Source organism: Pseudoalteromonas sp. S16_S37 (assembly GCF_014694405.1).
Classification (GTDB): Bacteria; Pseudomonadota; Gammaproteobacteria; order Enterobacterales; family Alteromonadaceae; genus Pseudoalteromonas.
In genome coordinates, this window is the sequence record NZ_JAAUWV010000015.1 from 60,048 (window position 1) to 82,212 (window position 22,165).

17 protein-coding genes are annotated in these 22,165 nt (G+C 45.7%); all 17 read left to right on the plus strand.

Going from position 1 to position 22,165, the window contains the following annotated elements:
- Positions 1–46: 46 nt before the first annotated feature.
- A complete protein-coding gene (locus HC733_RS09405; protein ID WP_190364786.1) occupies positions 47–1,003 on the plus strand; it encodes a baseplate assembly protein in 957 nt (318 codons plus the stop codon).
- Positions 996–1,718 carry a phage tail protein I gene (locus HC733_RS09410; RefSeq protein ID WP_190364787.1) on the plus strand — a complete coding sequence of 241 codons (723 nt, stop codon included), beginning with the start codon at positions 996–998 and terminating at the stop codon, positions 1,716–1,718. Before HC733_RS09405 ends, HC733_RS09410 begins: the two co-directional genes overlap by 8 nt.
- Positions 1,715–2,251, plus strand: a complete 537-nt coding sequence (locus tag HC733_RS09415; RefSeq protein ID WP_190364788.1) for a phage tail-collar fiber domain-containing protein — start codon at positions 1,715–1,717, stop codon at positions 2,249–2,251. Before HC733_RS09410 ends, HC733_RS09415 begins: the two co-directional genes overlap by 4 nt.
- 4 nt (positions 2,252–2,255) lie before the next feature.
- Positions 2,256–3,200: a hypothetical protein gene (locus HC733_RS09420; protein WP_190364789.1), complete on the plus strand. Its 945-nt coding sequence runs from the start codon at positions 2,256–2,258 to the stop codon at positions 3,198–3,200.
- Complete coding sequence (locus tag HC733_RS09425) at positions 3,193–3,495, plus strand: hypothetical protein (protein ID WP_190364790.1); 303 nt, start codon at positions 3,193–3,195, stop codon at positions 3,493–3,495. Before HC733_RS09420 ends, HC733_RS09425 begins: the two co-directional genes overlap by 8 nt.
- Positions 3,496–3,618: 123 nt before the next feature.
- Positions 3,619–7,029, plus strand: coding sequence for a hypothetical protein (locus tag HC733_RS09430; protein ID WP_190364791.1), 3,411 nt, complete (start codon positions 3,619–3,621; stop codon positions 7,027–7,029).
- An 8-nt stretch (positions 7,030–7,037) separates the two neighbouring features.
- Positions 7,038–7,997 carry a hypothetical protein gene (locus tag HC733_RS09435; RefSeq protein WP_190364792.1) on the plus strand — a complete coding sequence of 320 codons (960 nt, stop codon included), beginning with the start codon at positions 7,038–7,040 and terminating at the stop codon, positions 7,995–7,997.
- Between the two features lie 3 nt (positions 7,998–8,000).
- The gene (locus HC733_RS09440; protein WP_190364793.1) at positions 8,001–8,333 is read left to right on the plus strand and encodes a hypothetical protein; all 333 of its coding nucleotides are present in this window, start codon (positions 8,001–8,003) and stop codon (positions 8,331–8,333) included.
- Positions 8,334–9,254: 921 nt separating this feature from the next.
- Complete coding sequence (locus tag HC733_RS09445; protein WP_190364794.1) at positions 9,255–10,175, plus strand: phage tail tube protein; 921 nt, start codon at positions 9,255–9,257, stop codon at positions 10,173–10,175.
- Positions 10,172–10,585 (plus strand): hypothetical protein, encoded by a 414-nt coding sequence (locus HC733_RS09450; protein ID WP_190364795.1) that lies wholly within the window; start codon positions 10,172–10,174, stop codon positions 10,583–10,585. The genes HC733_RS09445 and HC733_RS09450 overlap by 4 nt, the downstream gene beginning before the upstream one ends.
- A gap of 5 nt (positions 10,586–10,590) precedes the next feature.
- Complete coding sequence (locus tag HC733_RS23625; protein WP_446727635.1) at positions 10,591–10,866, plus strand: phage tail assembly chaperone; 276 nt, start codon at positions 10,591–10,593, stop codon at positions 10,864–10,866.
- Positions 10,856–13,837 carry a hypothetical protein gene (locus HC733_RS09455; RefSeq protein WP_190364796.1) on the plus strand — a complete coding sequence of 994 codons (2,982 nt, stop codon included), beginning with the start codon at positions 10,856–10,858 and terminating at the stop codon, positions 13,835–13,837. Before HC733_RS23625 ends, HC733_RS09455 begins: the two co-directional genes overlap by 11 nt.
- Positions 13,828–14,415: a hypothetical protein gene (locus HC733_RS09460; protein WP_190364797.1), complete on the plus strand. Its 588-nt coding sequence runs from the start codon at positions 13,828–13,830 to the stop codon at positions 14,413–14,415. Before HC733_RS09455 ends, HC733_RS09460 begins: the two co-directional genes overlap by 10 nt.
- Positions 14,415–15,023 carry a baseplate hub domain-containing protein gene (locus tag HC733_RS09465; RefSeq protein WP_190364798.1) on the plus strand — a complete coding sequence of 203 codons (609 nt, stop codon included), beginning with the start codon at positions 14,415–14,417 and terminating at the stop codon, positions 15,021–15,023. The genes HC733_RS09460 and HC733_RS09465 overlap by 1 nt, the downstream gene beginning before the upstream one ends.
- Position 15,024: 1 nt before the next feature.
- On the plus strand, positions 15,025–19,221 hold the full coding sequence (locus HC733_RS09470) for a phage tail protein (RefSeq protein ID WP_190364799.1): 4,197 nt from the start codon (positions 15,025–15,027) through the stop codon (positions 19,219–19,221).
- A gap of 2 nt (positions 19,222–19,223) precedes the next feature.
- Positions 19,224–20,591, plus strand: coding sequence for a hypothetical protein (locus HC733_RS09475; protein WP_190364800.1), 1,368 nt, complete (start codon positions 19,224–19,226; stop codon positions 20,589–20,591).
- Between the two features lie 24 nt (positions 20,592–20,615).
- Positions 20,616–22,165: hypothetical protein (locus HC733_RS09480; protein ID WP_190364801.1), on the plus strand; the 1,550-nt coding region annotated here is incomplete at its 3' end.

Sequence of the window (22,165 nt, forward strand, 5' to 3'; positions counted from 1 at the left end):
CACCAAACCAACCCACCTTGCAATTATTGCCAACTTCGAGTTTTCTATGAGCTTAACCAACTTTAGTGCCATTGATTTTAAACAACTTCCCACTCCTGAACTGATAGAACCTCTAAGCTTTGAGGTAATTAAAGCGGCTATTTTGGACGACTTTAAAACACGCTATCCCACATTTGAGCTAGACATGCCAAGCGATCCGATAATTAAACTTATCGAGTCATTTGCCTATCGTGAGCTTTTGTTACGTCAACGTGTAAACGAAGCGGCTGAAAAAGTGTTACTTGCTAAAGCCAGCGCTCCAGAGCTTGATTATTTAGGTGCGCGATTTGGTGTAACACGCGAGCAAAATGAAGACAACGAACGTTATCGCGCGCGCATTCAATTGGCATTAGAGGGGTTTAGTACCGCAGGGCCTGCAGGCGCATACGTGTTTCATACTTTAAAAGCGTCTGAGCATGTAAAAGATGTGCATGTTGATGCCCCCGAATTTGAGCATCAAGCTTTGCCAGCAGAGTTAAAAAAGCACTTACCCAACAGCGTGTTTTTGCTTAATACAACAAAAAGCGCAGGACTTGAAAAGCCGCAACCGGGGGATGTGGTGATCACCATTTTAAGCGACGAAGGTAACGGCACGGCGAGTACGCAAGTGATAAACGAAGTTAAAGCGCATTTAAATGATGACGATATTCGCCCATTGACCGACATAGTAAATGTTAAGTCGGCCAACATAGCAGAGTTTAATATCGAAGCGGTGTTGACACTTTATTTTGGACCAGAGGAAGAGGCGGTTCGAAGTCAGGTAGAGCAAGCTTGCAGTGATTGGCTAAAAACTCAATATAAACTGGGCCACGATATTTCTCTTTCGAGTCTTTATGCTGTGTTACATGGCGCAGGTGTACAACGAGTTGAACTGATCAGCCCAACAAGCGACATTGTGGTTGGGGCCAACGAAGCGCCATTTTGTAAGTCGCTAAAAGTGACGGTTGGGGGGCGTCATGTCTGATGACTTATTACCCTTTAACAGTAGCTTGTTAGAGCAGGCTATTACTCAAAGCGCCGCACGCATCGAGCAAACGCCTATCAACAACGGCTGGTTGTGGGACCCAGATAAATGCCCGAGCGCATTTTTACCTTGGTTAGCCCATGGTTTAAGCGTAGATAGCTGGAACAATCACTGGTCAGAGCAAACCAAACGGCAAGTTGTGAAAGACAGTGTGCCGATGCACCGTATAAAAGGGTCGGTTAAGTCCATTGTTTCGGCCATTGAGGTGTTAGGTGTCGACGCTCAACTGCATGAAGATAGGCAAACAGACGCGCTGCTACATAATGCAAAAATAGTAGCGCCAAACAAATGTAATCGCGATGAGCACAATCAGCCTTCGCTTACACCAGCATTACAAGTGCAGTTATGGCGAGCGATTGAAACCACCAAACCACTGCGCACCCAAATGCGTTTTGAGATCACCAATGATCAAAAAAATACCCTAGAACTCGCTGCTACCTCATCACATGCGCAAGTACAGCGCGGACAATGGTTGCAAAACCCCAGCTTTCACTTTACGCCCACGCAAATGACAGCGGTGGCATCGGTGGGGGCAGTCTCAGTTCAGCGCAGTCAAATCGCCTGCTCGCCCGATGCGGCATTGGCAAGCGACCTTAATATGCAAAGTGCTCAATCCGTTATTTTTATCAATCACACAACTATGGTATGTCAATGAACAATTACACACCCATTATCACACAGGCGGGGTTAAACGCCGCCGTTAATGCCAAAACCAACGGCATCAATATTCACATTGCCGAAGTGGCCGTGGGCACCCAAGGGTACGAACCCACACGCCAACAAGTTGCCCTTAAAGCGCTAAAAAACAAAGTGCCTGTAACTGGTGGTAACAACCTAGGCGATGGGCAATTTCACATTACTGCCAAATTCACAAGCGACAGCGAATACGCAGTGCGCGAGGTGGGTTTTTACCTTGCAGACGGCACCTTGTTTGCCGTGTGGTCACACCCAAGCGATGTGCTGTTTTATCAAACCCCGCTTGCACAAGTGATTCAAGGGTTTGATTTAGTGCTCAGCGCCGTACCCGTTGACAACATTGAAGTAAACAACAGTGGCGACCTAAACCTATTTTTAGGCGAAGAGTTTATGGGGATCACACTCTCTCAAGCGCAAATGGCGCAAGCACAAATCGCCGCTAACTATCGCCAAATACAATTTAACGACCGACTTTTATCACTAGGAGTATAATTTAATGCCAACTTTTGAAGAGCATTTGGTCAGCCTTACGCAAACCAATGCCGATTTAGTCACCTCCAATAACGAGCTGACAAAAAATGTTATCGACAAGCTTGGGCAAATCAACCAACGCGTTGAAGCTGCCGAGCAACAAATGAATGACTTTGCGCAAGACTTACTTAAACACCGTATCGTCGGTGGCAACCTGCTCATGGACCCATGGCTCATGAACACCACCCTTGAAACCGTCGAAGGGGTAGAAAAGCTTGTGCCAGCCACGCCACCGTTTTTGCCAACTGGTGAAGTGAAAATGGCTGCAGTATCCCAAAATACCTATGCGTTCGGTACTGAATATCCGCACTTATCCGTACAACAATATCAAGAACAAAATGCTGAAAGATTTACTGACGAACCGTGGCTCGCCAGAAGTGAAAAGCCAATTTTCGCAAAGCTATATAACAAGCAAATTATGCCGTATGGTGGCTTGGAAGGTGGCTTAGATAAATGGAGTAAATTGAATAAGCAAGGATATATAAGTCAGTTTTTAATACCAAAGCAAACAGAACAAAGCCCTTACAGTGCGGCTATAGAACTTAATGTAGGTCGTAATAGAGCAAGTGCTGGTGGTTTATATTTGTTTAGGGCATGGGTTTACGTTAAATCTGGTAAGTTAATCTTCGGCGACCATGCAGGTTATGGGCGCAAAGCGCAAGGCGAGAGGGCTTGGAGTGAGTCAGAGTTTTCCAAAGATAATTCGGAGCATCCTTTCAAATTTGTTGAGTTTAAAATATCTTCAGCACGCTATAACGGCAATTCACTGCGACAACTAAACTTCGCCTCCGGCGACAACAACTCCGACTTGGAATGTTATATCGCATCGCCGCAATTATTTGCCCTCGACCACCCTGACGATAACAAAAAACCGATGACCGGCGAAACCTTTGGAGGCCACTATGCTTAAAATTGGTGAATACGAATACTACGATATCCAAAGTTTACTGGATACTGAAACCCAACAGCCCGTGATTGAAGGTGCGGTAAAAGGCTACGGTATTCATACTGGCATTGATGCACCATCGGTGGCAGAGGCTCTAGCGCAATACCAAAATCTGCAAATTAAACTCAAACGTAAAGCCGCTTACAAAGACGAGTCAGATCCCATTTATATGGAATATTTGTTTGACGAGTCGGAGTTAAAGCTACAGCAATGGAAAGACAAAGTGGCTGAAATAAAACAGCGCTATCCATTTAACTAACCCCCGTTGCGCTTTGGCGCGCCTCACACCTCAAATTCTATTTTAAGTGTTAATGAATTGGCTCAGCACCTGTGTGTTGGGTGGGTTTGCACGCGCCAAAAAGCAATAACCGAGAGGTTTTACATGACTTACACAGTCGGAAAAATCACCTTAACCAAAGGCAGTGATTTAATAAAAGGCATCTCCACGCGTTTTGTTGATATTGCCAAAGTCAAAAAGGGTGACTTGCTGTATCACAAGGCTGACGGCAAAGACACGCTTTTGCACGTCAGCGAGGTGATAGACAACACCACCTTGCGCTTAGCACACATTGACGGCAGCGCTTACAAGCCTGTGCATAATCATCACCAAATAGCCTATGGCCTAGTGCAAGACTTTGGTGAGGGCCTAACCAATGAACTGGCCGTTGATCTTGCCGAGCTACAACGCAAATGGCATAAGCGCGAAGACGAGCTAACAGGCTGGTTTGCAAGCACTGAGCAGCAACACACCATCACCAATTTTACCGGTGAGCAAACCCAAGTGCCCACGCCAGAGGGCTTAAAAAACCTCGCCCAAGTAGCGAGTAATGCAAGTGAGCAACTTAGCCAGTTTGAGCAAGACATCGCCCGCAACGCAGCAAGCCTAAGCCAAGTGTCGCCCAAGCTTGATGAGTTTGATGCCAACGTGGATCGCATGGCACTGGCCCACAAAGAGGTCAACGACAAACACGCTGATGTCGTTACCAAACACGGGCAAGTTATCAGCGCAGCGAGCAAGGTTGATACGCAAGCAAAGCAAGTAGCCACGCAAAGTGCGCAAGTTGCCAAAGATACGTGGCATACACACCTTGACCGCCAAGCAACCGATGCACAAGCCGCCGCAACGGCCATGCTTACCCGAAATGCGGAAGAAGCAGAGCAAACCACACAAACGCACCTAACTGAGTCAAAGCAAACCGCAGCACAAGTTAAAAGCGATAGCGGCAAAGCACAAATGGCACAAGCCTATACGCAAGCGCTGGCTGATAAGGTGAACACGCAGCATAAGGAAGTAAGCGAGCACAGCCAAGCGGTGTCAGAGCACGCCTTTAACACCAAGGTGGCTAAAAAAGCGGTGGATGCCCAAGCGGCTGCATCGTCTATGCAATTGTTTAATGCCGAACTTGCTGCCGATAAAGCTGGGCAATTTAAGTCGCAAACTGAGCTGTTAAAAGATCAAACCGCGCAGCTTAAATCACAAGCAAGCGATGCTTGTGAGCAAGCCAAGGCCGCCGCCCTTAACGCCACTAACGCCAAAGAGCTGGCCCGAGCAGAGGCCACAACCGCCGCACAGGCAAGCACGCTGGCGGTGGAAGAAGCCAATAAAGCGCAGCAGTCGGCCAATGTGGCGGCTAAAATCACCAGTGATTTTGGTGCGGCGACCATTCCAGAGTCGGGCAAAGTGCCCATTGCACTGGATGATGGGCAAATTGACGAGCAGTGGATCAATCTTGAGCGTAGCATGAGCCATTTGGTCAATGGCGTGTTGCACAGCAACTTAAATCGCCATGAAAAAGCCAAAGCCATTAAAAGCCTGAACAGCCAAGTAGTGACGCTGAGTAGAGATTTAGACAGCACCAAAGCGCGGGTGGAAGAGGTAGCCAACACACCCAATAACGCACTTAATCGTGACTTTTTTGATGGTGTGCACAACAAAGGCGCAAGCCACGAGTTGCCCGTATTCAATATGGTCGAACGTGGTTGGCTGTCGGAAGCCAGTTACCAAGAGGGCATGGCCGAGTTTTTACGTATGAACGGCGGCAGTGGTGTGGTGGGTACACGTCAATATCAAGCCGATAAAGGCTTTGAAGTAGGCCACCGAGTGGTAGATGCCAGCTATGCCACGCTGAATATTCACAATCACCCTAACTACAAAGCCATGCCGGGTATGGCCGAAATAGCGGCCTGTATTAACGGGTATTACTTCCGTACGCGCCATAACGATTACCGTTTAATGCACTCCACGCCGGGCAAATATTTGCAACGTATGCACTCAACCGCTGCGCAAATTCCCGCCCATGTGCAAGCGCTGCCAACGGGCTGTAATAGCGATGGCAGTATTGACTTTAACAACACCCAAGCGGGCTATATGCGCGATGTAAAAACGCAAAACCCGCAAGACTGTGTTTGGGAGTTAAGCTATTTAGAGTGTTGGATCGAAACTTTTCAAGACGAGCTGAACGACCCAACCGACAGCTTCCGCCATTCAAACGATGGCGCAAAACTCAAAGGCATTTTTGATAAAGGGCGCTTTCTTAACTATTCGGGCCACAAAAACCGTTTGGAGAATATACCTTATCACCCTATGCGCATTAGTTTTGTGGACGATAACGGCGTGCCGCAATACGGTTTGCTGCAATTTAGAATTAGCAGTATGCCCGTGGCTACCTTGGCGCCACGCCTTGGTAACAGTGGCGCTAAAATTATCATTGGTAATGCGGCCAGCCATTATCACAGTTTTGATGCGGGGCTAACCAGCGAGCAAGTAGCGCAGTTAAAAACAGGTGCAGTGAATGAAATCATCGTTCGCAGTTCCGTCGACCATAATCACGCCCATGATATTCGCATTACTTGGCAAAACAGCCAATTGGTGGGGGAAGACTTACACGCGTCGCACCAACACCCAGTATCGATTATTTATGGCGATGCCAGTCAACTACCATACAACGAAGAAAAGGCCCTCAAAGGCATAATCGATCACACCAACCGCTTTAAACTCGTGAAAGATTTACGCTCTCGCGCCCGTGTTGGCAGTAATCAAGAACTGATGCGCTCGCGCATGGCCCGCTTTGAGTGCGTTGATTTAGCAAGGTTGTGTGAACAGCTACCGGGGTTGGAAGGCGCAGGGGCGGTACTGGAAGAAAAATACGACCAATACGGCCTAAAAGACGTGTTGCAAAATTGGCAAGGGGGCAGCCTTAACGCCGCGTATTACAACCGCCGCTATCGCTTTGCCCGTAACGATGCCTCTGGTCGCGTATCTGCCAACCGAGGGTTTAACGACCCAACGCTATTTAGCGCCAAAACCACCCACCCGCAAGTGGTGGGCGGCTTTAGTTGGATGATCCCGCTGGAGCTTATCTTGCGCACCCCGCGTGAACATTGGAACCCCTACGGCTGCGCATACGAAGACCGCGCAAAGCTCGGTACTGAAGACGCCAACAACGGCGGCACCAGCGCCGACAAGGCTTTTTCGGGCATTCATGATCAGCATTTTTACTTTGGCACCCCCAAAGCGCTGTTAACCGAGCAAGTGTCTGGCTCCGACCCCGCCGATACAGCCAACACCGCATGGGTAAAAGGCAGCGATGGTACCCCAAGACTGCTGTACGGCAATGGCATTCGCGTACACGACTACGACGGCCATCGCCAACGCTTTCCAGTTTACCCACTGTACTTTGACCATAGTCACGATGCCAACCAGCAACACTGGCTGCGCGATAACTTAAAAACCCTTTTAAAACAAGCCGTCAGCGGCACGCTGACAATCAACGACATTGATGAAATGCTATAGGAGCAAATATGGCAACTAATACCGAGCTACTGGCTCAGGTGGTACAAACCAACACCGATTTAACCAATACCATTGAAGAAGAAGTGGGGAAATGGCAGGGCGAGCGCGCCGAGTCAAAAGCCTTTATGCAAGAGGCAGTTAAAACGGTTGTTGATAATAGAATTACTTTGTATGTTGATGCAGAGGCGGGTGATGATAGTAATAATGGGTTATCAATAGCTTCCAGCCTTAAAACACTCGACAAAGCGCTAGAATTGACCGCACCAGCGAGAGACAAGTACATCACTATTAATCTTAAAGGTGGGCACACATATCAAATTACGAAACGCTTAGGCGTTTCTGCGAAACGCTTAGTGTTTGCAACTTTGCATAACCCCGCGTTTGATATAGCAAATGACAGCTATGAAGAAATACAAGGTAAACTAGCGATAATAGAGAATGTGGCCTATTTCGACGATAATGATGCATACAATGGTTATACGGCGTATACCTCAGGCATGAGACCATCCCCAACTTCAAGTCAAACCTTTTATTTTCATAAAGTAATATTGAAGACACCTGATATCGTTCCTTCGTGGAGCAATAATATCTGGACGGGATTAATACATAGAACTGATTTCTCAGGTCAAGTGAATGTGTCCGCAGTTTTTTGCTACTTGGATTTAGGCTCACCTCTGGTTAAGTCCGCCTCAGGGGTTGGTTACCTAAACACAGATATGTATGCAAATCGATACAATTTGACGAGGCTAATTGCATCTCCTGGAGTTGATAATTATTTGTTCTCTACCAGTGGAAAGCCTATTAAATGTAATTTTGGTGGAGTTTACAATCGTGACACAGAAGGCTTAACAAAACCCATTGAGTCCTATTTAGTTAGTGCAGGGTATGTAAGCTCGGACCCTGATGCACTGCCAAGAAATGTCATCTCTAATCTAGATTTTCGTCGTTCAAGAACCCTAAGGAGCTAACCCATGGAACAAGAGTTATTAGAATTTGAAAGCACACTCATGCAAGAAGAGTTGGCTGAGCAGCAACGTTTAGAAACCTTATGTCGTTTTAGAATTGATCTGCGCAAACAAGGTTACAGCCATATTGTGCCGCAGTTTGCTGATATGGACGAAGTACGAGAAGTACGTGAAGATGTGTTTAAAAAGGTCGATGTATTGGTGAATATTGCCGAAGATGCGCAAAAGGGCGCAGCCCCGCTTCGCGCCTACCGTCAATCTTTGCGTGACATCACAGAGCAAAGTTTTGACTTTTCAAAGCCGTTTAATCCATTCGCACCCATTCCAACATTAGATTAAACAAAGCACCAACAACCCCAAGCTCATACTTAATGCCACTCTGTCGTCATCCTGACGAAAGTCAGGATCTTCTAAACGAGCACAGATCAGGTCTTACTACTTGTAACACCTGCTTTTGTCTTGTCAGAAGATCCCGAAACAAGTTCGGGATGACGGATTTGGTTCAGGATGGCAGGTTTGGTTCAGAGCAACACCCGTCGTCATCCTGACGAAGGTCAGGATCTTCTAAGCGAATACGTCAGGTCTTGCTGCGTGTAACACCTACTTTGTATTGCTAGCAGATCCCGAAACAAGTTCGGGATGACGGATTTAGTTCGGGATGACGGATTTGGTTCAGAGCAACGTCCATCGTCATCCTGACGAAGGTCAGGATCTTCTAAGCGAACACGTCAGGTCTTGCTGCATGTAACACCTGCTTTTGTCTTGTTATCAGATCCCGAAACAAGTTCGGGATGACGAATTAGGTCCAGTACGGCGTCCGCCGTCATCCTGACGAAGGTCAGGATCTCCTAAACGAACACAGGTCAAGTCTTACTACATGTAACCCCTGCTTTGTATTGTTAGCAGATCCCGAAACAAGTTCGGGATGACGGATTTGGTTCAAAATGACGAATTAGATTCAGAAATACGCCCCCGGTCATCCTGACGGAGGTCAGGATCTTCTAAACCAGCGGTACGAATGCAACATGCTTGGGGTTTATCTTTTAACACCTCGAAAATCAATTCTCTCACATTTATTCCCTTACAGGTCAAACTTGACCGTTCTTTGTCCCTAAATTTGATTAGAATCATTTCATCATCTAAGAAGTAAGCGTTCAGCTTACTTCTTTTTTTACAACAAACTTTACCACTTCTTGTTGCACGTACTGTTGCGGCACGGATCCCCGTATTTAATTCACCCTATTATTTTTAGGAATCACTATGTCTCAATCCACATCACATAAGTTTTATTTAGTAGAAGAAACAGAGTATGGCGTTACGCCAGCATCGGCACAATTTATTGAGGTGCCAATTACAGGCACAACTTTGGGCCTAACAAAAAACACCAGTCAATCTAACACCATTCGCAGCGACCGTCAGATCTCTGATTTTAGAGACGGTACTCAGCAAATTGGTGGTGACATCAAAGCAGAATTACAGTGGCAAGCCATCGACATGTTGCTAGCAGCAGCCGTATGCGGTGACTGGGAAGCCGACAAGCTGAAAAGCGGCACAAAACGTCGCAGCTTTAGTATTTTACGCCACTTTACTACATTGTCTGCAGCAGATAAGCCATACCAACTTTATCGTGGTATTGAGCTTAACAATATCAATATTCAGTTGGGCACAGAAGGCGTAACCACGGCAACATTTAGCGCGGTTGGTAAGTCAGTTGAAGCATTATCTGAGTTGCCAGCGGGTGCAACTCTTAAGGCAACTGCTGCAGTGCCTGCGGTTGATACCTTTAACGGTCAGGTTACTGAAGGCGGTGAAAACCTCGCCATTGCCACAGAGCTTGGCTTTACCCTTGAAAACGGCATTGAGCCGCGTTTTGTAATTGGCTCAAACGAAACAATTCGTCCATCAATTGGTTTATCAAACCTAACTGGTACGCTGGGGGTGTATTTTGAAAATCACGCGCTCCTTGAGAAGTTTTTCAACGGTGAGCAGTCAAATATCAGCTTCTCGATGACTGATCCAACGGGCAACCAATATGTAGTGAGTGTGCCAAACCTGCGCTACACAGGTGGTCAGCCTGATGTAGAAGGCACGGGTGCAATCATTGTATCACTACCATTCCAAGGCTTGCTGTCAGAAACAGAAGGCACCAACTTAATTATCGAAAGGAAAGCAAAAGCATGAGCATGATGGAAGATTTTTTTACTCGCGAAAAAGCCAACGAAGGCATTAAAGTGCCACTGACTTTACCGGATGGCTCGCAATCAGAGCATTACATCGTAGTACGTGGTATTGACTCAGATGCGTTTAGAGATGCAGAAACCCTAGCCAAGCGCAACGCTATGGCTTTTGCAGTTATTGAAGATGAAGCAAAACGTGCAGAGGCGTTTGCCGATGAGCGTTTAGGTTTGATTGCAGCATTAGTGGCCGATTGGTCATTTGATGAACCTTGTGAACTTGAAACCGTTAAAAAGTTTTTGCACCAAGCGCCACAAATTTGTGAACAAATCGACAAAGTAGCGGCCAAACGTGCGCTTTTTTTCGCCAAAGGGTTGAGCAGTTCGCCGACTACGCCAAAAGCGAGTTCCAACTAAACACCATACCTAAAGGCGCACGCTTAACCCGTAAACAAGCGCTTAAACAGGTCTGGAAAACCACAGGTCACAAGCCAGCCGAACTGGCAGAGCAAGTTGCTCAGCCAGACGAGCTGGCTTATTTATGGCAGTGGTACTTAGAGCTGAAAAGCGACAAACCTCTCAATTTTACCGAAATTTACCACTGGTCATCTCTAACGCGTAAACACCTCCGCTCCTGGGAGGTCGATCTTTTGCGCTCAATAGACCGAATTTATTGGAGTGTCATGCATGGCAACTAACGCTGAGCTTTCCCTATCGTTGCTAATTAAAGAAACCACCACCGCAACGCGTGAACTCTCAAAGCTTGAAGAGCAAGTAAAAAAGTCCGCAAGAGCAACGTCTGATTTTGCCGATGATGTAGATTGGGCTAAAAAATCTCTAGCGGGCTTTTTATCGCATATAAAAGGTGCAAGTAAAAATCTTATATGGCTACATCAAGATTTTAAAACCGCAAAAAAATCAGCTTCAAGCTTTGGAAAAGAAGCGGGTAAGTCGTTTAGCCAACTAGAGCAAAGTTCAGACAAAGCCAAAGGCAGACTTGCAGCTTTAGAAGATCAACTTCGAAAGAATATTAAAGCAAGTAAAGATCTAAACTCGTCTATGGGCGCTAGCGGTTCAGCAAGTAGCAGTGTTAGTGCTGACAGTAATAAAAAAGTTGGAGGCTCACCTTTTAAAAAATCACTTGCGGGTATAGGCAGTTTTGCAAAAGGTGTTGCAGGTGCTGCCGGGGCTCCATTGTTGTTAGCTGATGCTGTGGTTGCAGCAGGTCAAAAAACGATAGCTGTAACGTCTCAATTTGAAGCGCTTGAAGCGAGAATCAATGTTGTTGCAGCGAGCTCTGAAAAAAGCAAAGAGATTTTCCACAATCTCAAAGAAATGGCAGAAGCAACGCCACATGGTATTGAGCAAACCACCAACGCTTTTTTAGCGCTTTACAACAACGGGTTAACACCTACTAAAGAGGCGATGACTGCCTATGGTGATATTGCCAGTGCCATGGGGATGAGTTTGTTAGATGTATCAAGCAATGTCATCAATGCAACTTCTCTGAATGCTAAAACACAGGAAACCGCTTTTGCTAACCTTGGGATCAACGCGAAAGCAACAGAAGAAGGACTAGCGCTTACGTATAACGGTGTAACGACCAACATCAAGGATAATACGGAGAGTATTCAGCAGTATTTTAACCAGTTAGCGCAAAGCAACTTTGCTGGGGCAATGGCTGAGCAAATGGATATGATGGGAGGGCGTGTTCAGCGCTTTCAGTCTGAATGGAATGAGCTCTTTTTAAATATAAGTAATGCTGGTCTAGGTGATGTAATTAAATCATCACTAACGACAGCAACAGATGCACTCGACACTTTTAATGATTCGCTTGTTTCGGGTCAGTTAGGAAAATATGTAGACGCATACCTTGGGCCATTAAAATCAGGATTCAGTATGCTTTATAAGTTTACACTGGGTGATGAGCTTGAAGCGGCTTTAGGGGCAACGACTGGTTTCTTCGCCAAAGCGCTAGAAAACTGGGGAGGGACAACTGAAAAAGGGCTATTAAAGCTCAGCTTAAATTATGTGTTAATTCCAGAATCTGTCAGCTCCGCTATTAGTATGGCGAGTCAAGAGTTCAATCATTGGATGGATCGTTTTGATAGTGCGACAGGTTACGCACTAAAAGGAATTAAAAATGGTGTCACTTCAGCCTCTGAGTCTTTATATATAGAGTTTAAAAAGTCGGTTGGTAAGCTTAATCCATTTCACGACTCTTTCGACTACGAGCAAGAGAAGAATCAGGCAGCAGAAAATAAAGCAAATCGAGATAAAGAGCTTCAGAACCTGAAGGAGAATGACCCAGAAAAGAAAGAGCAGCTTGCAAGCAGCAGTTTTTCTGATCGGTTTAAAAGCTATCAAGAGCAAATGCAAAAGCGCAGAGAAGCGCTTACAAAAGAGTTTTACCAAAAGCTTGATGAGGGAGATAAGTTAGGTAAAGCATATGATGAGAAGCAGCAAAGTTATGCTGACAACTATAACAACGCTAAAAACAATACTGAAATTGGTTTAAAACCTGCAAAAGGTCCAAAAGCAAGCTCTGGATTAACTAACGCAGGGGCAAAAAATGATGTGCAAACAATTGTTAGCGCATTAGACCCAAAAAGTGACAATACATCTGCGCAAAAAAACGCCGAAGAAACAGAAAAGCTGCTGACACAAAGCTGCGAGCGTCAACGTGGAATAGTAGAAAGCTCAGAAAATCAGCAAACACAAATTCAAACAGACTTAATTAAAAAGCGCCATGAAAAGATTATTCAGCTTGAAAGGCAGAAAAATGCGCAGCTTGCCAGTGAAGCTTCAGGTTTTATGTCTCAGTTGCAAAATTTGGGTGACTCGCTCAATGGTGACTTAACAAACCCCGAAAATGTAGAAGAAGCAATACGTGCAACAGTGGGCGCATTTGAGTCTGGCAAAAGCTTAATCACGGACATATTTGGTAGTGAAGAAGATGAAGAAGACGAGTCAGGTAACCTAGATAGCTTTGAAGAAAAAAGCTCGGAAGAACTTGATAGATTACAATCTCTTAATGATCAGAAAGCTGATTTAGAGGTAGAAAGCGAAGCCGAGAAGAATCAAGAGATAGAGCAGCTAGAACAAAATAGGATGCAAAGTCAGCTAGGTGCGTCCAGTTCGTTTTTTGGCCAGATGAGTGGTTTGGCGAAGAACTATGCTGGTGAGCAATCCAAAGCTTATAAGGGTCTTTATGCTGTTTCTAAAGCGTTCAGCATAACCCAGGGTGTCATGAGTATTGCCACAGGTATTGCACGTGCTAATGAGCTTGGCTTTCCAGCGAATATTGCTGAAATGGCACGGGTAGCCGCTACGGGCGCATCGGTTATGAGTACCATAAAGGGGGCAAATTTTTCAGGCGCCTATGACCACGGTGGTCTGATCCCCGCCGGTAAAATCGGCCTAGTGGGTGAATATGGGCCTGAACTTATTGCAGGCCCGATTAACGTCACCAGCCGTCGCACCACCGCAGGGTTGAATACGTCAAATAGTGCAGCAGAACAAACACCACAAAACATCGATAAATCAGTCAAATTTAATTACGTCATCAATGCCAATGATAGTGACGGCGTTGCGCAAGTAATGAAGCGTGAGCGCGCCAAAATCATGCAAGATGTACGTTATGCAATGGAGTCAGGAGAATGGGATTAACCGCATTAACACAAATTGCAAAAGCCAAAATTTCTTCAGAAACAAAAAGCCTCGTTACTAAAAACAAATACAGTTTTACCCGTCAGGTACGTCAGCTCGGCCAACCGCAAAGGTGGCGCATTAAGCTCACTTCAACGGCGATGCCTTATCAAGAGGCCATGGCGGTGTATGCAGAAGTGGCAAGCTTAGATGGGGTATTTGAAAAAACCAAGTTGTCAAACCCGCTGCCACAAATTGGCAGCGTGTTGAGTGCAAAAACTGCAGAGTCAATTTCGCAAGGTGAGAGCTCGGTACGTGTTGCGGTGTCTGCAAAAGGAGAAGGCGTGGCATTTTCAGCAGGTGACTTTATTCAGTTTTTAGGTCACCACAAGGTATATCAGGTTACGGGGTTTAATAGCGATGCAGACATTATTCACTTTTATCCCAAGTTGAAAACGAATGTGGCGGGTAACAGCGCGATTCAATGTGGCGAAAATGTACAGTTTTTAGTGTACAGCGATGATGATGACACTGAGATCTCTATTTCAGCTGGCCGACCCATTCCCGTGAGCATCGAGCTGGTGGAGGTAACGCAATAATGTCTACAGCATTAAAACAAGCGCTCGCTGGTGATTATCAATTTTGCCATTTACTGAAAATCCAATTCGATTGGGGTCCAATATATATGACTGATGCGGATGAAGATATTAGCTATGGTGGCAACATTTACCTTGCTGGCATGCTAAAAAGTTTCAGCTCGGTAAAACATAGTAGCGGTATTCGCATTGGTGATTTAAAGCTTAATTTTAATGCCTTGGACTCAGCCGTTGTGGCATTAGGCCTTGGTGAAAAGTGGATGAACCGTCGTGTTGAGTTATCCAAGCTGATCATCACGGATGCACCTGTAGGGGCTTTGTCTTTGTACAAAGGGCTGATTTCAAAAATGGATATGAACTCCTCTGGCACCATGAGCTTTACCGTCAGCTCTATTTGGGCCGATTTTGAAAAATCCGCAGGTCGGCAAACAAATACCGCAAGTCATCAGAAGTTTTTTCCTAATACCGATCCGTTTGAGCACACGCCTTTCTTAACAGATTCAGTACCTTGGGGTAAAGAAGGTGATGGCACGGTGAAGTCTCGTTCTGCCAAATCGAGCTTTGAAGCACCGAGAAATAAGCGCAATAACAACCAGCAGCAGGAGCCATAGCATGGGTTTTTTAGGTAATATCGTTAGCGGCTTTTTTAAGATTTTGGGGGTCGATTTAGAGCCGCAACCTCAAAAGCAAGTACAAGGGGTCGATTTTACAGCACCTGCAACTGACGCTGCTATACCTGTATTTTATGGAGAAGTAAAAAGAACAGGCGGCACGATTATCTACCGCGCGACGAATGATGCGGTGCGAAATGATGTAGAAAATGAGTTACTTCACCTTATCATTGTTTGGGGTGAAGCAAACGGTGCAACAGTAAAGCAGATTTACATTGATGATGAGCCAATCACATCTGATAAGTTCCATGATGAGGGAGCACATTGGTGGGCTTATACAATTGATATTAAGGGGGAGCGTTATTCTGACCCTCTTTTAAACGCTAGCGGCTGGTCTCCTGACAGAAACTTACCCGAAGGCTTGTTGTATAGCTATGTACGTTTAGAGATGGGCGCTGACGACCCTGTTTTTACTTCAAGGCCAAACATTACCGCAGACATTGAACAAACGCGTATCCATGATGTGCGAACTGGAACTAAAAGTAATGTTACTTCTAACCCTGCGCTGCAACTATATGATTATTTAACCAATGCGCGTTACGGTAAAGGGTTACCCAGCTCAGACTTAGATGTCGAAAGCTTTAAACGTGCCGCTAATATTTGTGATTTGCAGGTAGAGAGCTATGAAGGGGGAGCAACAATTCCGTTGTACACCTCCAATGTGCGACTTAATACCAGTCAATCAGTAAAAGCCAATTGTGAAATGCTTTTGGCTTCGATGCGCGCCAGCTTACCTGTGGTTAATGGCAAACTAACGTTAGTGCTTGAAGAAAATAAGGCGCCGGTATCATGGGAGGCCAATGAACAAACCATTGTAAGTGATATTGAGGTTAACGATGCCTCAAAAAAGGATCGCTACAACCAAGTAACGGTTCAGTACTATGATGAAAAGCGCAATGGCAAGCTACAAGATGCTGTATTTCCAGAGCCAAGCAGTGCGATTGATACGCAATGGTTAGCCCAAGACAACGACATTCGTTTAACCAAAAAAGTAAAAATTGAAACGCTCAACAGCTTCTATGAAGCAAAGCGTATTGCGGAGTTTATTGCGCGTAAAAGTCGTGAACAGTTAAGCATTAAATTTACGGCTCGTGATGATGCGGCTTTACTGGCAATTGGTGACGTTATTCGCGTTAGTGATGAGTTGCTAGGGTTTGATAAAAAGCCTTTTGTACTCAATGATATGGTGCTTAATGGCAGTGGCGAAGTTGACTTAAGCTTAGTTGAGCATCAGCCCAGTCATTTTTCATGGGAGCCGAGTGCACCACAAACAATCATCGAAGATACCGTATATCGCTCACGAAAGCCGGATGCCCCAGCAGGATTACAAGCTAGTGTAGGAGAGGATAATACCCTAAAGGTTGAATGGCAATCAGCGTCAAATGACTTTGAGTACCAAGTTCGCAGGAATGGCAAAGTTGTAAAATCAGGTAATACGACCTTACATGACATCTCGTTAGCGCTGGATGCAGGTGAGTACCAAATCAGTATTTATGCGGTCAATATACTCGGCTATCGAAGTAGCGCAGCGACTTTGTTGTTTACTGTTGCAGAGCCGGCGGTACCTACTGTTGAAATCACCTCGCTCACACCGACAAGTGTTGTGCTGTATGCAACTACAACAGGCGCATCCACGCAAACCAACTATGAGTGGCAGTTTGCAGGGGAAGGTGAGCAAAAAACCGTCATCTCTCAAGTGCTCACCGTTTCTTCATTACTACCTTCAAAAAGCTACCAAGGACGTGTTAGAACCTTAAATGCGGCAGGCAAAAGCCAATGGAAGAGTTTTGATGTTAAAACTGCCGATTTAGCAACTTATGAGCACAGCACCGCGCTTGTATTTGAGATGAGCCAAAGCCCAAATTGGATAGGTATGGGTGTTGGTTGGCAGCCTGAGGGCATAGTGAACCAAGTTCGCGTATCACTTCGAGATTTGCAAACTCAACAAGAGTTAGCATTTCAAACCTTACAAGTTGAGTTAAGCGATGATGGTGTGCTGTATGGTACTTTAGGTGAAGAAAAGGACAACGTAACAGGTAGTGAGCTGGTAATTGAGTTTTTGGCTCAGGGCACCAGCAACTTGATTATTGAAGCACGTCACGAATTGCAAGTAGTTCGGCAAGCTTTTTCTGTATCTGGGCTGAGTGTTAATGAGTTAAAAGAAACACAAGAGAAGATAAAAGAAATTGATGAGCTTGCCAACTCGGTTCTAGAGCAGGCCTTAAACGCTGAGCAGATTTTTGAAGCCGATTTAACAAGCACACTCTTCCTAGAGCAAAAGACCGATACAACCAACGCGGTTATCAGCGAAGCAGTAGCAGCCCAAGCGACTGAAAACGAAGCGATGGCAACCAAGATAAGTACGGTTAAATCTGAGGTTGACGAAAACAAAGCACAAATAACGGATGTAAGCCAAACACTGGTTAACACTGAAAAAGCGCTGTCTACCAAAATAAGCACGGTTAAATCTGAGGTTGAAGATAACAAAGCGCAAATAGTTGAAGTAAGCCAAACGCTGGCAACAACTGAAGAGGCTATTTCAACTAAAATCACGCAGCTAACTTCTACTGTGGATGAAAATCACGCTGAAATTAAAACCTACTACATCACCAAAGCGGACTCAGAAAGCGCAGTGTCTCAAGCAAAGACTGAGTTAAAAGCGCAGGTCGATGATAATTTAGCTTATTTGAACCAGACCTTTTATACCGCAGTACGTACCGAAGATGCGATTTCAGCAAAGGCCAGTGAACTTCGCGCAGAATATAACGACAATCACGCGATAATCACGGACAACTACTATACGAAAAGTGCTGCTAATGAAGCCATAACAGCCAAAGTCAGCACATTAGAAAGCAAGGTAAATAAGAACTTTGCAGGGTTAAACGAAGTTTATTTCACTAAATCTGACAACGACAGCGCTTTGGCAAATTTTGTTCGCAATGTAAGCGTGTCAACACCCAGTGGTACAGCAAGCGTAGTTAATCAAATGACGGCACATGCTAATAAGTTGGGGCAGCTAGATGCGCGGGTTTCAATTGGTGTAGACGTTAATAACCATGTAACAGGGCTCACGATAACACCTGGAAGGATGCGCATAAAAGCGGGCGTTTTTGAGTTACTCGATAACAGCAATAACAGTGCGGTGTATTTTGATAGCAGCGCGGGTAAGTATAAGTTTAACGGGCATATTAACGCGACTAGCGGGTCGTTCACTGGGCATGTTAACGCAACGAGTGGGTCGTTCACCGGCAACGTGTATGCTAATAGCGGTACATTTAAAGGACGAGTAGAAGCTGATAGTGGATCGTTTAAGGGACACGTCAGCGCAACGAGTGGCTCATTCTCGGGCAGTATCTATGCAACCAGTGGAACTATAAATAATGCAACGTTACGCTCATGTACGTGGGATGCGGGAATCAGTGGAAAAATCAGCGCACAATCAGGTCAACTGATTCTTGAAAAGTCAGGTGCTATTAATGGATATTGGAATGTAAATGGCCGCTTGTTTAGCAGAAAGCTACATATTTGGAACAATGGAGCATTAGATAGTACTGGAATTTATTCTCAAGATCATGCAACCGCATTTTATGCCAGTGCCAAAAGGTTTGGGTTGTATGTGGAATCTGGTGATTGGGCCATGTATGCGGGGTCGGGAAGGATAGGGCCTCATACATCAGCTCATGAAACATTGCTTCCTAAAGAGTTATCACCTCAAGAGGGAGATATTATTTGTGATGATGAACTTATGCATATTGCTGATATTTCCAATGCAATTTGTACCGCTAAGATCTCAAATAAGCCAATGGATGTCACGGTACGTGGTGTATTTGCACTGCGTCGTAAATTAACTGACTTTCAGCCTGCAGGATTAATTGGTTTTGAAGAGTGGGAGCAGCTTGCTTATCTCTATGACATTGCTGATATCAACGCAGGTGGTGAAGGCGCAATGAATGTCTGCGGCGAAGGTGGCAATTTACAAACTGGTGACCTGATCTGCTCAAGTTCCATGCCTGGCAAAGGGATGCGTCAACCAACACAAAGTGAAGAGCGTTACACCATCGCTCAAGTACGTCACAACGTCACATTTGACTCTCCCGACCAAGTAAAACAGGTCGCCGTTATTTATAAACGAGGTTAATCATGGCTTATTCCATAGGCACAATCTCAATACAACAAAACAACGCAATCATCACTGGCACAAACACGCTGTTTGAACGAGTGGCCAAAGCACAAGTGGGTGATTTGCTTTATGTTCATGCCAACGCGCAAGATATGATTTTGCAAGTGTCGCAAGTAGTCAGCGACACCCAGTTACGTGTCGCTATGCTCGATGGCAAGCCGTTTATGCCTACGTTTAGCGCAAGCGGTCTAGGTTACGGTTTAGTGCAAAACTTTACTGCCACAACCACGGCTAAACTTGCCAAAGGCATTGCTGATTTACAAACCAAGTGGCATCAACGCGAGAGCCAGTTAACGGGCTGGTTCTCAAGCACCGATGACACCTACCCAATCACCACATTCTTGGGCGAGCAAAACGCGATACCCACGCCAACAAAAATAGCAGAGCTTGCTCAAGTGGCTATGACGGCAAGCGCTGACTTAGCCAACATGGCTCAAACCATTGAGGCCAACAAACAAAGTTTAGCCACAGTTGAGCCACGTATTGCGCAGTTTGATGCGGTTTACCCACAGGTGATATCGGCCAGTAATAGCGTGACTGCAAAGCATGATGAAGTGGTCACGGCGCATGCTACAGTGCATACGCATGCAAATACGATTGCTGAACAAGTACAGCAAGTAAGTGCAGCGCAACAAGTGGTGTTTTCACTCAAAGCCGATATTGAGCAAGCTGCTCAGCAGGTGGATTTAGACCAAGCCCACAGTCAAGCCGCAGCGGCGTTGTGTACAGTCGCGCAGTCGCAAACACACAGTGATGCACAAACAGTCAGCGCTGATAAAACAGCGGTTGAACAACTTAAAAGTGAGTTACTGACTCTAAGCAGCACGCTCAATGCTTCTATGGCCAATGCTCAGCTGCAAATCTCCAGTTCAGCGCAGCAGACCCAAACGCAAGCTACGCAAAAGCAACAGGCAATTGAGTCTACAGCAAGCAATGCCAAAGCCAGTATTGAACAAACGGCCAAGCAGTTTACACAGCAAACAGTAGCAATAGAGCAAAACACTCAGCGCTATGCTTACAACGCTATGGCTGCGAGCAATCAATGCACATTAGCTGTTGATGCTGTTACACATCGTGCAGCTGAGTCACATCAAACACTTGCCCATGCACAAACACTGGCAAATACCGTTTTCACAACCTCAGAGCAAGTGAGCAGACATGCACAAGCGGCAGAGTTAAGCGCACTGCACAGCAAAGCCAGTATGGCACTGTGTGCGCTGAGCGTTAAAACGCTATCGGAGCAAAACAGCAATATCGCTACGGCATTCGGTGCAGTATTAGATAACACACTGACAACAGAGCAAATCAACCAACTATTCCCAGCTTAATATCAATGATTAATAGGTAATAACATGACGACAGAACTAACCAGTGCTGTCACCGCATTACAAAATGTGGCCGACAAGCACGAGCAATTAAACAGCCAATACCAAGGTACGCACGATACATTAGCTGCCAACACCAAAGCCATGACGGATTGGCAAACCCAACAAGGCACGGTTGAGCTAACCGACCAAAGCGGCAATAAACACGCCACACCGACACTAAAAACACTGGTAGAACAAGCGCAAAGCGTGAATCCGCACCCCGATGTTATGACTAAAGCCCAGTTTGATGCCCTGCGCCAAATGCGCAAGCAGCAATATGCGGGGAGTGGGTTTGTTGAGTGGGGTTACGGTGACTCTACAATTAACGCAGTCAACCATGGCATGTGGGAATACCAAAACAAATTGAACCTAGGGCGTTCAGGTAAAGTGGGTGGTTGGGTTGGTACAGATAAATCGTCTAGCCCATTTCCAAATGTGCTGATTGATGGCGTATCCCATGAGCTTCAGTCGGTCGATTATCCATACGGTATTGTAAGCTGTAACTTCCCCCCAGCCCCCGATGGCACTAAAACCTACGACTCAGCCACAGGCATAGTGACTCAACACAGCAATGCAGAAGTCGCGTTTGCGTCTGAAACTGAGACAAACAAGGTCATTACCTCACGTAAAGACCTGGTATTTTTAGAGTCATGGCATGAGAAAATTGCCGATAAAGATGTGGTTTACCCATTAGGTAATGTGCAATACGGGGCAACTAGTTATGAAGGTATAGCACTACTTAACAACCTAGTGGCACAAGGCTACTCAGCGTTTGGTGCGTGGGACCAAAATACCAAGGGCTATGGTGTTAAATGGTCAACACTCACAGATGTTCAAAAAGCGGTGTTTTTAGGAGAGCCAGAGCACAATATCTACTTTGACCCTAAAGCGAATGCGTATATTCAAGTTCGTTATCGGGTGAGGGTAGTTGAAGGTTATGGTGACCAATGGAATGAATTGCGCCCCTCGGTTCATGAGATAACAACAGAGTGGGCAATTGCGGATAGACAACGTATCACGTTTGCACAAGGCTCATCAGATTCAATCACGACAAAAGTGTTTGTAATGAAAGGGCATGCTCATACGGTATTAACTAAACAAGATAACGGGGTTGCTGAAGGTGAAGGCACAACGATGGGCGCGTTGAGTCATGGCAATACCAAACCATTAGGCATCCCAATCGCTTTAGTTCAGCGCCTAAACCAAGGTGCATATCACCCAAGCTATAACCCTATGGGATGCGATAGATGGATAAAGCAAGATGTTATTGCTGGTGAGTGGTATACACACACTGACTTTATCAACGCATCTCGAAGCAAGGCATTTTTCGAGGCTATTCAATCGGGTGAATCAGGAAAGCAGCGTGCAGGTTCTATCGGTTCGGGGCTTACGGGTCGTCCAGACCAATATAAATACCACGATGCTATCTATGCTGGCCAAGTTGAAGACTTACGTTTAAATGCCAATAAGCTCGATGTAAACCAACTTCGTGAAGACACCATGCATAAAGCGGTGTCGGGGACATTACGAGGTAA

Excerpts from the sequence above, each read along its gene's own strand:
- HC733_RS09440 (WP_190364793.1), top strand. The coding sequence starts at position 8,001 with ATGGAACAAGAGTTATTAGAATTTGAAAGCACACTCATGCAAGAAGAG.
- HC733_RS09450 (WP_190364795.1), top strand. The coding sequence starts at position 10,172 with ATGAGCATGATGGAAGATTTTTTTACTCGCGAAAAAGCCAACGAAGGC.
- HC733_RS09470 (WP_190364799.1), top strand. The coding sequence starts at position 15,025 with ATGGGTTTTTTAGGTAATATCGTTAGCGGCTTTTTTAAGATTTTGGGG.
- HC733_RS09445 (WP_190364794.1), top strand. The coding sequence starts at position 9,255 with ATGTCTCAATCCACATCACATAAGTTTTATTTAGTAGAAGAAACAGAG.
- HC733_RS09435 (WP_190364792.1), top strand. The coding sequence starts at position 7,038 with ATGGCAACTAATACCGAGCTACTGGCTCAGGTGGTACAAACCAACACC.
- HC733_RS09465 (WP_190364798.1), top strand. The coding sequence starts at position 14,415 with ATGTCTACAGCATTAAAACAAGCGCTCGCTGGTGATTATCAATTTTGC.
- HC733_RS09455 (WP_190364796.1), top strand. The coding sequence starts at position 10,856 with ATGGCAACTAACGCTGAGCTTTCCCTATCGTTGCTAATTAAAGAAACC.
- HC733_RS09475 (WP_190364800.1), top strand. The coding sequence starts at position 19,224 with ATGGCTTATTCCATAGGCACAATCTCAATACAACAAAACAACGCAATC.
- HC733_RS09425 (WP_190364790.1), top strand. The coding sequence starts at position 3,193 with ATGCTTAAAATTGGTGAATACGAATACTACGATATCCAAAGTTTACTG.
- HC733_RS09430 (WP_190364791.1), top strand. The coding sequence starts at position 3,619 with ATGACTTACACAGTCGGAAAAATCACCTTAACCAAAGGCAGTGATTTA.
- HC733_RS09420 (WP_190364789.1), top strand. The coding sequence starts at position 2,256 with ATGCCAACTTTTGAAGAGCATTTGGTCAGCCTTACGCAAACCAATGCC.
- HC733_RS09460 (WP_190364797.1), top strand. The coding sequence starts at position 13,828 with ATGGGATTAACCGCATTAACACAAATTGCAAAAGCCAAAATTTCTTCA.
- HC733_RS09410 (WP_190364787.1), top strand. The coding sequence starts at position 996 with ATGTCTGATGACTTATTACCCTTTAACAGTAGCTTGTTAGAGCAGGCT.
- HC733_RS09405 (WP_190364786.1), top strand. The coding sequence starts at position 47 with ATGAGCTTAACCAACTTTAGTGCCATTGATTTTAAACAACTTCCCACT.
- HC733_RS09415 (WP_190364788.1), top strand. The coding sequence starts at position 1,715 with ATGAACAATTACACACCCATTATCACACAGGCGGGGTTAAACGCCGCC.